Here is a 12,591-nt window from a genome sequence, read left to right on the forward strand (position 1 = left end):
CCCCCGTGCTGAACAGTCCGTGCCCGTCGCCGCGGCCGCAGCCTCGGCCGACCCCGTGCTCGCCTCCGCCTCCGGTCCCGGCTCCGTCTCCGGCGGCTTCCGCCGCGCGCGCGGGCTTGGTTCGCTCGGGCCCGTCGGGCTGGTGCTCGCCGGGGGGATATCGGTGCAGTTCGGCGGGGCGCTCGCGGTGACGCTGATGCCGCGCGCCGGGGCGCTCGGAGTGGTGACGCTCCGGCTCGCGGTCGCCGCGCTGGTGATGCTGGTGATCTGCCGGCCCCGGCTGCGCGGGCACTCGCGTACCGACTGGGGGACGGTGGTCGCCTTCGGTGTCACCATGGCCGCGATGAACGGCCTCTTCTACCAGGCCGTCGCCCGTATCCCCCTCGGTCTCGCCGTCACCCTGGAGGTGCTCGGCCCGCTGACGCTCTCCGTCCTCGCCTCCCGGCGGGCGCTGAACGTGGTGTGGGCCGGGCTCGCCCTCTGCGGCGTCTTCCTGCTCGGAAAGGGCGGCGGAGTCGGCGGCCTCGATCCGCTGGGCATCGCCTTCGCCCTGGCAGCCGGGCTGGCGTGGGCCCTCTACATCGTCTTCAGCGCGCGTACGGGGCGGCGGTTCCCGCAGGCCGACGGGCTGGCGTTGGCCATGGCCGTGGCGGCGGTGCTGTTCCTGCCGCTGGGGATCGTCGAATCCGGGGGCCGGCTCCTCGATCCGGCGACGCTCGCCCTGGGCGCCGCCGTGGCCGTGCTCTCCTCCGTCCTCCCGTACACCCTCGAACTCGTCGCGCTGCGCCGACTGCCCGCCTCCACCTTCGCGATCCTCATGAGTCTGGAGCCCGCGATCGCCGCCACCGCCGGTTTCCTCATCCTCGACCAGGCCCTCACCACCGTCGAGGCCCTCGCGATCGCCCTGGTCATCGGGGCGAGCATGGGCGCGGTACGGACACAGGTGGGGCGGGGGAAGGCCGGGGTGCCGGGGTGAGCCGCTCTCCCCGGCCGGGCGGTGCCGTGTCTTGGCCTGAGCCGCCGGTCTCCCTAACGTGAGGACGACCCCCGCTCGCCCGAGGGCGGGGAGGCCGATCGACGGGGGTGCCGTGCCGCACATCGAGTTGTCCGCCGGGACGATCGACTACCAGGACACCGGCGGCGAGGGGCCGGTGCTCGTGTTCAGCCACGGTCTGCCGATGAACGAGACGCAGTGGCGCAAGGTCGTACCGCTGCTGGACGGGTACCGCTGCGTCCTGCCCACCCTGCCGCTCGGTGGCCACCGGCGGCCCATGCGCCCGGACGCCGACCTGTCGCACCGGGGTGTCGCACGACTGCTGGGCGAGTTCATGGAACGGCTCGGCCTTGAGGACGTGACGCTCGTCCTCAACGACTGGGGTGGCGGCCAGTTCCTGGTGACCGAGGAGCGGGGCCACCGCGTCGGGCGGCTGGTGCTGGTGGCCTGCGAGGCGTTCGACAACTTCCCGCCGGGAGCGGCCAAGGCCGTGGCCAAGGTGTGCGGGGTCCCCGGCGGAGTCTGGCTGCTCACACGGCTGATGCGGGTCCCGGCGTTCCGTGACCACCGCGGCGGGTACGGCGGCATGAGCCTGCGCGGGATCCCGCCCGAGATCATGGCCGACTGGTTCGGCCCGGCGACCCGGAGCAGGGCCGTCCGCCGGGACTTCGCGAAGTTCGCCACGTCGGCTCCCGGCCGGGCGACGCTGCTGGAATGGAGCGAGCGCCTGCGGAAGTACGACCGCCCCGTGCTGGTCGTATGGGCGACCGAGGACCGCCTCATGCCTCGCGAGCACGGCCCCCGGCTGGCAGAGCTGTATCCGAAGGGCCGGCTGGTCGAGATCGCCGACTCCTCAACGCTCGTCCCCGAGGACCAGCCGGAACGACTCGCCCAGGTCCTGAGGGAGTTCCTCAGGGAGACGGGGGCGGAGCCGCTGCGGCACAGGGACTGAGCGCGGGGCTCGGCGCCGCGGCTCAGGAGGTGCGGGGGCCCGGCGCGAAAGCGGACCGGGAGCGGCGTGGCGGGGGCGGTGCCCGCCGGTGGGAGCACGGTGGCGAGTCCGGCGGCGGTGACGGCGAGCGCGCTCCGCAGCCGGGTCCTGAGCCTCGGGGTGAAGGGTGTCCTGAGGCGGAGGCCGTCCCTTCCGGACCGCCACGGCGGTGCCGCGCCGCGTCGGCCGTCGGCTCCCGGTCACGGCATCGAGCGCAGCGGCGGATGTTCCGTCGTGATGCCCGGAGGCTGGAGGAGGGGCGGGGGCTCCGGGCCCGGGTCATCGGTGAGGACCACGCCGGCGGTGGTGGGATCGAAGTCGGCGGGCCAGCGGGTCCGGGCGCTGACGAGGGCTCCGGTGAGGCGGGCCCCGGTGAGGTCGGCGGTGCTCAGGTCGCTGCCGCGCAGGTCGGTCAGGCGGAGGTCGGCGCGGTGCAGGACGGCGCCGGAGGCGTCGGCCTTGCGGAGGTTCGCCTCGCGCAGGTCGGCCTCGGTGAAGTCGGCGTCCCGCAGATCCGTCGCGACCATCCGAGCCCCGCGCAGATCGGCGAGGGCGAGGCGGGCGCGGCGCAGGATCGCGGTCTTGAGTTCGGCGTGCCGGAGGTTGGTGGAGACGAGGGACGCCTGGGTGAGGTTGGCGTGGTACAGGCTCGCCGCTTCCATGCAGGACCGGTCGAAGTTGACCTCGGTCAGCCACAAGCCGTCGCAGTCGGCGCGGCGCAGATCGGTGACGCCCAGATTGAGCCAGGAGTGCTCCCGGGGATGCAGCAGCAGCACGCCGAGTCCGGTCAGCGCCACCTGGGCGTCCGCCGCCCGCACCTCCAGCGGCGCGACGTCGTTGATCGGTGTCTGCGCCGACGGAACCGCCGCAGCGCGCGCTCCCAGGGCCGCCGGGTCCTCCGGTCCGGTGGGCGGCGGCCACGGCAGATGTGTCCGCAGATAGGCCGCCAGAATGGAGAGGATCGCCTCGCGGTCCCGCGCCGAATGCTCCGCGATCCGCCACAGCGCATGCAGTCCACCGATGCGTACGTCCACCTTGTCGCTGCCGAGTTGGTCGACCGCCCGGCTGAACCGGTCGGTGACATAGCCCTCCTGCGTCGCGCGCAGACCGTCCTGACTCACCCTCAGTTGGCGCCAGGTGGCGTACGCGCCGAAGAGGACGGCCAGGCCGCCGATGGCCTGGAGCAGTGTCGTACGGACGTCGCTGACGGCCTTGAGCCTGTCCCGCGCGTCCACGCTCGCCCCGGCGAGATCGTGGTCGACGACCGCGCCCGGCACGAGGACGAGGGCCGCCCCCACGGCGACGAGGCCCACCACCCCGGTGACGGCGACGACCAGCGTCCGTCCCCTCCCGGCCGGCCGTTCCCGCGATGGTCGCCCATCTCGCCCCCGCAGCTCCATGGGCACGGGAGCTTAGGTGGGGCCATCGAACCGATCAAGGTCGAGCACACGGCGGGCTTGCCGCTCGCTGCTGTATAACCGGCCTGTGATCTACCACGTCGTATCCCTGGACGCCTGGACCGCCCGGCCCGACCAGCCGTACGCCCCCTCCTCGCTCCCGGAGGACGGTTTCGTGCACTGTTCGCCGGACGAGGCGACCACGCTGGCCGTCGTCAACGCCTTCTACCGGAACGCACCCAAGCCTCTGCACGTGCTCGTCCTCGACGAGGAACGGCTGACCGCCCGGGTGGAGTTCGAGGCCGCCGCTCCCGCCCCGCCGCCGGGTGTCGGCGAGGACGTCCTGTTCCCCCATGTGTTCGGGCCGCTCGACCGTGACGCCGTCGTACGGATCCTGGAGATCCGGTGGGACCAGAACGGCCGCGCGGTGGGGCTGGGCGAGCGTCAGGGCACCTGAGGTCCGCCGCCGGGACCAACTCCGTACCTGGGGCTCTTGGGCCGTGCGGGGGCACGGGCAGGGGGCGCTGGCCCACCGGGCGCCGGTTCAGCGGTTCCGGTCGCCGCCTTCCGTCCGGGCCTCCTCCCCCAGGCCCCCCAGGCCCACTCCCAGCCCCTCCGCCAGCACCTCCGCCAAGTGCCGCCCTCTTCTTCCCGCCAGCTGCTCCAGCTGGGTCCGGCAGGAGAAGCCGTCCGCCAGGACGAGCGCGTCGTCGGGCGCGTCCCTGACCGCCGGGAGGAGTTGCTCCTCGGCGCAGGCCACCGAGACGTCGTAGTGGCCCTTCTCGAAGCCGAAGTTGCCGGCGAGGCCACAGCAACCGCCGCTGAGGGTGCCGGTGAGTCCGGCGGCCGCGCGGAGACGGCGGTCGGGGGCGTCGCCCAGTACCGCGTGCTGGTGGCAGTGGGTCTGGCCGACGACCGGGCGGTCCACGGCGGGCGGGGTCCAGTGCGGGGCATGGCGTTCGAGTGCCTCCGCGAACGTGATGACCGAGGCGGCGAGCTGGTGGGCCCGGGGGTCGTCGGGGAGGAGTTCGGGCAGGTCGGAGCGGAGCGTGGCCGCACAGCTCGGTTCGAGGACGACGACGGGGAGGTGCGGTGGGGTGAGGTCGGGGTCTTCGTCCAGCAGCCGTTGGGGGATCGGGCTCAGGAACACGTCGAGGATGTCGAGCGTGCGGCGCAGCACCGCGCGGGCCCGGTCGAGCTGTCCCGTCGAGATGTACGTCAGCCCGCAGCAGACCCGGCCCGTCCGCATCGCGAACAGAGCCCGGGTGAGGCGTAGTTGGGTGAGGGCCACCTCCTCGCCCGCCTCGGCCCGGAGCGCCCAGGACGGCTTCCGCTTCATCCACAGTGTCGGCGGCACGATCACATGGAGCCCGGCCGCTTCCAGCACCTTCAGTGCCGCCTGCCCGACGGACGGCAAGAGGTACTCCGTGAAGGTGTCGGTCCACAGGAGCACGGTCGTGGGCGCCTGCGCCGCGGTCGCCGCCTCCTCCCGCCGCGCCTCCTCCTTCAGCATCCGGTGGTACCACCGCGTGAACGGCACCTTCGCCGGCCGCGGCAGCTCCCGCTCCCCCGCGATCCCGCCCAGCCGCTTGGCGAGCGCGGCGAGAGGGCGTACCCCGGCGAGGAAGCCGACGAGTCCGGCCGTGCGCGTACGGGCCACCAGGCGGAGCCACACCGGCAGCCACCCCATCGCGTAGTGGGACGCCGGGCGGCGGCGGCCCGCGTAGTGGTGGTGGAGGAACTCCGCCTTGTACGTGGCCATGTCGACGCCGACCGGGCAGTCGGAGCGGCAGCCCTTGCAGGAGAGGCAGAGGTCGAGGGCGTCCCGCACCTCGGGCGAGCGCCAGCCGTCGGTGACCACCTCGCCGGCCAGCATCTCGTGCAGGAGGCGGGCCCGGCCCCGGGTGGAGTGCTCCTCCTCCCCCGTGACGCGGAAGGAGGGGCACATGACGGCTCCGGACGCCGGACCCACCTCGGTCGTACGGCACTTCGCGACGCCCACACAGCGTCGTACCGCCGCCGAGAAGTCGCCGCCGTCGTCCGGGTACGCGAACTCCACCGGCACGGGTGTGCGCGGGAGGACCGCGAAGCGGAGGTTGGTGTCCAGGGGGGCGGGGCGGACGAGCATGCCGGGGTTCAGCAGGTCGTCGGGGTCCCAGACACCCTTCACCTGCTCGAACAGCCGGACCATCTCGGCGCCGTACATCGTCGGCAGGAGTTCCGCGCGGGCCTGGCCGTCGCCGTGTTCGCCGGAGAGGGAGCCGCCGTGCGAGGTGACCAGTTCGGCCAGTTCCTCGGAGAAGCGGCGGAAGCGGCCGACGCCTGCCGGGGTCAGGAGGTCGAAGTCGACACGGACGTGGATGCAGCCGTCGCCGAAGTGGCCGTAGGGCGTGCCGCGCAGGTCGTGGGCGCGCAGCAGGCCCCGGAAGTCCCGCAGGTACGCGCCGAGTCGGGCCGGTGGCACCGCGCAGTCCTCCCAGCCCGGCCAGGCCTCGGTGCCGTCGGGCATCCGGGTGGCCGTGCCGCTCGCGTCCTCGCGGACGCGCCAGAGCGCGCGCTGCGCGGCGGGGTCCGTGACCACACGGGCGTCGGCGGCGTCGGCCGCGCGGACCAGGGCATCGGCACGGGCCCGCGCCTCGGCAGGTGTGTCGCCGCCCGCCTCCACGAACAGCCAGGCCCCGCCCGCCGGGAGCCCGCTCGACCCCGGGGGGACCAGGTCGGCCGCCATGCCCTCCACCGTCAGCGGGCCGAGCGGCAGCAGACCGGGGGCCGCCTCGGCGGCGGCGCTCTCGTCGGCGTACGCCAGGACGGCGAGGGCACGCGCGCGGGGCGCCTCGACGAGCCGTACGACCGCTTCCGTGAGCACTCCGAGCGTGCCCTCGGAGCCGCAGAAGGAGCGGGCCACGTCCGCGCCGTTCTCCGGGAGGAGGGCGTCGAGGGCGTACCCGGAGATCCGGCGCGGGAGGTCGGGGAAGCCGGTGCGCAGGCGGGCCAACTCCCGTTCCACCAGCGGTCGGAGGCCGTCCGGCGCGCCGGACCAGCCCTGGGCCGGTCTGCGTGCGTCGCCGCTCCCCGTGAGGACCGACAGCTCACGCACGCTGTCCGCCGTCGTGCCCCAGGCGACCGAGTGCGAGCCGCAGGAGTTGTTGCCGATCATGCCTCCGAGGGTGCAGCGGCTGTGGGTGGAGGGGTCGGGTCCGAAGCGGAGGCCGTGCGGGGCGGCGGCCTCCTGGAGGCGGTCCAGGACGAGGCCGGGCTGGACGACCGCCGTGCGCGTCTCGGGGTCGAGGGAGACCAGCCGGTTCAGATGACGGGTGAAGTCCAGGACGACGCCGGTGCCTGTGGCCTGCCCGGCGATCGAGGTGCCGCCGCCGCGCGCGACGACCGGCACGCCGTGCGCCCGGCAGACGGACAGGACGGCCGCCACGTCGTCCGCGTCCCGGGGCGCGACCACGCCCAGCGGCACCCGGCGGTAGTTGGACGCGTCCATCGTCGTCAGCGCGCGTGCGGTCGTGTCGAACGCGGTCTCGCCGCGCACGCCCGCCGCCCGCAGCGCGGCCGGCAGCGCGCCCCTCAGCTCCGCCGTGTCCGCGTCACCTGCCGCGTCGCGTGCCCGGGCGGCACCGCGGCCCGTCGCACCCCCGATGTCCGTCATGCGTCCCAGGATGCACCCGACCACTGACAGTGACGACGACCCGGCCGCAGAGTGACGGTCCGACCTGTGGACAGGCGGCGCGCCGCTCACCGGGAACGTTGGCTTGATTCCGGAGAGCCAACCTGAAACCGGCCAACTCCCGTCACGAACTCCCATATAGTGACGCCCAATTGAGCATCTAATCGAGCACTGACCAAGATCGATCAAGCACCGATCACGCACCGGTCGAGCGCTCACCGAGCACTGACCAAGCCCGATCAAGCACCGACTGAGCACAAACTGAGCACCAGACGTCGCTTCTCGTTCAGGGACCGACCGAGTTACCGCCTCCAGGAGCCGACTGCGTTACCGAGTTCAGAACCGACCGAGGACACCCGCCGATGACCGCGCCCAGCCCCCCACGCCCGCCGGGCGAACGCCCCGCCCTGCGCTCAGTCCTTCCGTTACCCCTGGTGACCGCCCTGCTCTCCGCGGCCGCCGTCGGCGCGGCCGTCGCACCGGCGCCGCCGGACGTACGCACGGCCCTCGCGGCCGGCGGGGGCGCGGCCGCGCTGCTGCTGACGCTGACCGTCGCGGTCGCCGTGCACGCGCGCGTGTCGGTACGGCTGCTGCGCCTGCGGCTGGACGCGGTCTCCCGGGACACCGGTCTGCTGCTCCAGGAACGGGCCAGGATGACCGAGGAGCACGTCCAGGAACGCGGCCGGCTGACCGAGGAGTTCGTGCAGGAGCGGGCACGGATCGCGGCCGAGTTCGCCCGGGAACGGGTACGGCTGACCACGGAGGCCGAACGCGAACGCGAACGACTGTCCGACGAACGGGACCGTACGGCGGAGGAGACCACCCAGGAGCGGTCCCTGCTCGCCGAACGCGCCGAGCGGGCCGAGTCCGAGCGCGCCGCCCTGCTCGCCGTGACCGCCAACGTGGCGGGCCGGATGCAGGCCCTCGCCACCGGCACCCTCGCCGACCTGCGGGCCATGGAGGAACGTCACGCCGACGAGGACGTCCTCGCCGACCTCCTCCACCTCGACCACCGCACCGCCCAGGCGGGCCGCCTCGCCGACTCGGTCGCCGTCCTCGCGGGCGCCCGCTCGGGCCGCCGCTGGGCACGGCCGATCCCGATGGAGTCGATCCTGCGGGGCGCGATGGGGCGGATCGGCGCCTACCGCCGGGTGCGACTGCACTCCTCCAGCGAGGCCGCCGTCGCCGGCCACGCCGCCGAGGGCGTCATGCACGCGCTCGCCGAACTCCTCGACAACGCGGCCAACTTCTCGCCGCCGACCGCCGAGGTCCATGTGTACGTCGAGGAGGTCCCGGCCGGCGCGATCATCTCCGTAGAGGACTCCGGGCTGGTCATGAGCGACGTCCAGCTCCGGCGCGCCGAACGGGCCGTGTCGGGGGAGACGGCCGACCTCACGGCCCTCTCCGGCACGCGGCTCGGCCTCGCCGTCGTCGGCCGGCTCGCCCGCAAGCACGGGTTGAAGATCTCCTTCCGGCCGTCCGCGCGTGGCGGCACGGGTGTGCTGATGCTCATCCCGCAGGACGTCCTGGCCAGCACGGTCCCCACGACCGCGTCACCCACGACGGCATCGCCCACGACCGGGTCACCCACGACCGGGTTCCGGTCGGCGGGGTCGGCCGCGTCGGCACCCCTCGCGGGGGCCGCGCCCGTTCCGCCGCCGTACGCGGGCGTACGCGCCCCGCACGACCTGGACGCCGAGCCGACGCCCACGCACGAGTTCCCGCCGGAGGCTCCCGCCCCGCCGACCTCCGACCCCGTGGCCGACGCCCTGATCGACTCCCTGGCCGACTACCGCCGAGCGGCTGCGCCGCCGCCGGGCGGTCCGGCGACGGGCGCGCCGGCTGACGCGCCGTTCGGCTCCCCCTTCACGTCGTCGTTCAGCTCCGAATTCGGCTCGGGCGACCCGGCGTTCGACTCCGGGCACGCCGGCACGTACGCCGGTGCGTACGCCGCCGAGCCCGACACGCGACACGACACCGCGCCCGGCTCTCCGACCACCCCGGGCGAGGCCGCCGACGACACCGCCTCCCCCACCCCTTCCGACGCCCTTCCCCGGCGTCGGCGTGGTCAGTCCCTCGCGGAGGCGGAGGCACGCACCAGGGCGCAGGCCGCCGACGTGCAGGCCCGTTCGGAGCGCGCCTCCCGGCCCGCCGAGGACGCGGGCACCGGCGCGGTCCGCTTCAGCAGCTTCCGCCGCGCGGTGCGCGGCACGGGCGGGCTGGACCAGGCGTTCGTCCAGGGGACGGCCTCGGGGGACGAGAGCTCCACGGGGACGCCGCTCCCGTCGACACCACCGGACCCGTCCGCCGCCGTGGACCGCTACACCGGCCCGTCTGCCGCCGTAGACCCATACACCGGCCCGTCCGCCGCCGTCGCCCCATACGGCCCGTCCGCCGCCGTCGACCGGTACGTGCCCCCCGCGACCCCTGCCGCGCCCGTCGCGCCGGTCGTGCCGGAGGCCGCCCTGGAACCCGTACGGGACGCCGCTCCGCCCGCCGACGCCGAGGCCGTGGACCAGGCCGTGACGCAGCAGCCGGAGTTGGAGCCCGTACGGGAGCCCCAGTGGGGTGCCGTAGGGGGAACCGCGTGGGAGCCCCGGCCCGAGGCCGAGCCCGAATCCGTGGGGGAGACGGCCTGGGCACCCGGTCCCGTGCCGGAGCCCGGTTGGGAGCCCGAGCCCGCGAAGGGGCTCGCGTGGCAGTCGGAGGCGGCGAAGCAGGCCGCCTGGGAGGCGGAGGCCGCCGCCGAGCTGCCATGGGCGCCGGATCCCGCGCAGGAGGCGAAGTGGGAACTCGATCCGGTACGGGAGCCGGCCTGGGAGCCCGTCCTGGACACCCGCCCCGCCCCGGAGGAGGCCACCGCGCCCACCCCGGACCTGAACCTGGATACGGGCCGGGCTACGGGCCGGGATACGGGCTTGGCCACGGACTCGGCCCCGTCCGCGTACGCACACCAGGAGCCGTACGCCCATCAGGACCCGTACGGGGCCAAGGAGCCGTACGGGGCCCAGGAGCCGTACGCGCCCCCGGAGCCGTACCTGGACTCATCCCTGTACGCGGAACCTGCCCCCTACGCGTCCCCGGCTCCGTACACGACGTCGGCCCCGTACGCGGATCCGAACCCCGCACCTGGCCCCACTCCGAACCCCACACCGGACCCAAGCCGTGCACCGGAACCGGAACCGGAACCGGACCAAGACCCAGCCCCGGACCCGGCCCCAGCCCCGGCCCCGGCCCCGGACCCGGCCCTCGCCCCTGCCGACGAGCCGCCGCCCCACACTCCCGCCCCCCGCACGCACCCCCACCTGGAAGGCGACCACACCCCATGACCGGCACCGGCTCCACCGCCGACGACAGGCTCACCTGGCTCATGGAGGGTTTGCTGGAACGCACTCCGGGCGCCCGGCACGCGCTCGTCCTCTCCCGGGACGGCCTGAAACTGTGCCGTACGCCCGAGCTCTCCGTCGACCAGGCCGACCAACTGGCCGCGATCGCCGCCGGCATCCAGTCGCTGTCCCACGGGGCGTCCATCCAGTTCGGCGACGGCAGCGGGGGCGTGCGGTCGGCGATGACGGAGTTCTACGGCGGAGTCCTGTTCATCGTGGAGGCGGGCGAGGGCGCGCATCTGGCCGTGGTGACGGACGAGGAGGCGGACGCCGGGCTGGTCGGACACAACATGAGCGAGCTGGTCGAACAGCTGGGCGAACACCTGAGCGCACGGCCCCGCCACCCGACGAGCACGACCGCCGATGACCCGACCGGTACGACGAGCACGACCGGTACGACACGTACGACAGGTACGACAGGTACGACGATGACCGTGGTCACGGCCACGGCTCTGGCGCCCCGTACGTCATGAGCCGGCCCGGCAGGGACGACCTGCCCGACCGGCTGTACACGCTCACCGGCGGCCGCAGCCGCTCCGCGCCCGGAGCGCCGCTGGACCTGGTGACGCTGGTGGTCGCGGAGAGCCAGCCGATCCCGGGCATGCAGTCGGAACACGTGACGATCCTGCGGCTGACGGAGCGTCCGACGGCGGTGGTGGAGATCGCCGCAGAACTGCGGCTGCCGGTGAGCATCACCAAGGTGCTGCTCTCCGACCTCCTCACGGCGGGCCGGGTCAGCGCCCGGCATCCGAGCCAGGCCACGCTGGTCGATCCGGACATTCTGGAGCAGGTGCTAGTTGGACTTCGCAACCTCTGAGAACGGCGACGGCCACTCCGTACCGCCGTCGCCGCCCGTGCCCCTCTTCGGCGCGCGTTTCCGGGGCGAACCGGCCGCCCTGTACCGGGAGTTGCGGCGGGAACACGGGGAGGTCGTGCCCGTGCTGCTGGACGGGGGTGTACCCGCGTGGCTGGTGCTGGGCTACCGCGAGCTGCACCAGGTGACGAGCGATCCGGAGCTGTTCAGCCGGAACTCCGACCTGTGGAACCAGTGGCCGGGCATCCCGGCGGACTGGCCGCTGCTGCCCGTGATCAGCCCGGAGCAGCCGTCGGTCCTGGGCACGGTCGGGGAGCGGCACCGGCAGCGCGCCGCGCTGATCGAGGAGGCGCTGGAGGCGGTCGAGCCGCTGGAGCTGCGCGGTCATGTCGAGCGGTTCGCCGACGAGTTGATCGACGTGGTGTGCGGGGTGGGCGCGGCGGATCTGGTGGGACAGTTCGCGGCGCCGCTGCCCGCGCGGGTGCTGGCGTTCCTGTTCGGCTTCCGGGAGGAGCACGCTCCCGGGCTGGTGGCGGCGCTGAACGACATCCTCGACGGGCAGGACCGTGCGGTGGCGGCCGAGGGGTATCTGCGGACGGCGATGGCCCGGCTGGTGGCGGAGCGCCTACAGCGGCCCGGGGACGACGTGGTGTCGCGGCTCCTGGCGAACGCGCGTGCCTACGAGGTGACGGTGGAGGAGGTCACGCACGATGTGATGGTGATGCTGGCGGCGGGGCACCAGCCGACGGCCGACTGGATCGGCAACTCGCTGCGTCTGATGCTGACGGACGACCGGTTCGCGGCGTCGCTGTTCGGGGGGCGCAGCAGTGTGGCCGAGGCCATGAACGAGGTGCTGTGGGAGGACGCGCCCATCCAGAACGCGGCGGGGCGCTGGACCACCAGGGATACCCGTCTCGGCGGTCGTGTCCTCCGTGCGGGTGATCTGGTGCTGCTGGGGCTGCAGGGGGCCAACGCCGACCCGCGTGTCCGTACGCACGGCTCCGCGCTGACGGGTGGGAACAACGCGCACTTCTCGTTCGGCCACGGCGAGCACCGCTGTCCGTTCCCGGCCCAGGAAACGGCCGAGGTCATCGCCCGAACGGGCATCGAGGTCCTCCTGGACCGCCTCCCGGATCTGGACCTGGCGGCCCCACCTGATTCCCTGACCCGCCGTCCTTCGCCTTGGCTGCGGGGGTTGGTGGAGCTGCCGGTGCGGTTCTCACCGGGGCCGGCACGCGGGGCTTGAACCAGCGGTTTCTCGCCCCCGCCGCCCCTACCCGTCCCTCCCCCACTCTCGGCTTCGCTCGAGCGGGAGGTGCCCCCACCAAGGGGCTGC

General features: G+C 74.0%; 8 protein-coding genes and 1 pseudogene. 7 read left to right on the top strand and 2 right to left on the bottom strand.

The genetic code is table 11. The features are described from left to right. Positions 1-55: 55 nt before the first annotated feature. Together GWK25_RS39355 and GWK25_RS39360 are read left to right on the top strand one after the other, a co-directional pair. Positions 56-976, top strand: coding sequence for a DMT family transporter (locus GWK25_RS39355; RefSeq protein WP_374200717.1), 921 nt, complete (start codon positions 56-58; stop codon positions 974-976). A gap of 112 nt (positions 977-1,088) precedes the next feature. Further along, positions 1,089-1,946: an alpha/beta fold hydrolase gene (locus GWK25_RS39360; RefSeq protein ID WP_215456281.1), complete on the top strand. Its 858-nt coding sequence runs from the start codon at positions 1,089-1,091 to the stop codon at positions 1,944-1,946. A gap of 239 nt (positions 1,947-2,185) precedes the next feature. Here GWK25_RS39360 and GWK25_RS39365 read toward each other — a convergent pair whose 3' ends face one another. Then, positions 2,186-3,385: a pentapeptide repeat-containing protein gene (locus GWK25_RS39365; protein ID WP_215456282.1), complete on the bottom strand. Its 1,200-nt coding sequence runs from the start codon at positions 3,383-3,385 to the stop codon at positions 2,186-2,188. Positions 3,386-3,470: 85 nt separating this feature from the next. Between GWK25_RS39365 and GWK25_RS39370 the strand changes: the two genes are divergently transcribed. After that, the gene (locus GWK25_RS39370) at positions 3,471-3,839 is read left to right on the top strand and encodes a DUF952 domain-containing protein (protein WP_215456283.1); all 369 of its coding nucleotides are present in this window, start codon (positions 3,471-3,473) and stop codon (positions 3,837-3,839) included. Positions 3,840-3,926: 87 nt separating this feature from the next. Here GWK25_RS39370 and GWK25_RS39375 read toward each other — a convergent pair whose 3' ends face one another. After that, positions 3,927-7,037, bottom strand: coding sequence for an FAD-binding and (Fe-S)-binding domain-containing protein (locus GWK25_RS39375; RefSeq protein WP_215456284.1), 3,111 nt, complete (start codon positions 7,035-7,037; stop codon positions 3,927-3,929). Between the two features lie 380 nt (positions 7,038-7,417). On the opposite strand from GWK25_RS39375, the gene GWK25_RS44630 reads away from it, so the two are divergent. The 4 genes and pseudogenes from GWK25_RS44630 to GWK25_RS39395 all read left to right on the top strand — a co-directional run bounded on the left by GWK25_RS44630 (position 7,418) and on the right by GWK25_RS39395 (position 12,501). After that, positions 7,418-10,384 carry an ATP-binding protein gene (locus GWK25_RS44630; protein WP_308404434.1) on the top strand — a complete coding sequence of 989 codons (2,967 nt, stop codon included), beginning with the start codon at positions 7,418-7,420 and terminating at the stop codon, positions 10,382-10,384. Then, positions 10,381-10,782: pseudogene (locus tag GWK25_RS39385) on the top strand (roadblock/LC7 domain-containing protein); the annotation flags it as partial. The gene GWK25_RS44630 and the pseudogene GWK25_RS39385, both read left to right, overlap by 4 nt. A gap of 128 nt (positions 10,783-10,910) precedes the next feature. Continuing rightward, on the top strand, positions 10,911-11,258 hold the full coding sequence (locus GWK25_RS39390; protein WP_215456285.1) for a DUF742 domain-containing protein: 348 nt from the start codon (positions 10,911-10,913) through the stop codon (positions 11,256-11,258). Then, positions 11,239-12,501 (top strand): cytochrome P450, encoded by a 1,263-nt coding sequence (locus tag GWK25_RS39395; protein ID WP_215456286.1) that lies wholly within the window; start codon positions 11,239-11,241, stop codon positions 12,499-12,501. The genes GWK25_RS39390 and GWK25_RS39395 overlap by 20 nt, the downstream gene beginning before the upstream one ends. Positions 12,502-12,591: the final 90 nt, after the last annotated feature.

It is taken from the genome of Streptomyces sp. ATCC 21386, from assembly GCF_018728545.1.
In the GTDB taxonomy this organism is placed as follows: domain Bacteria; phylum Actinomycetota; class Actinomycetes; order Streptomycetales; family Streptomycetaceae; genus Streptomyces.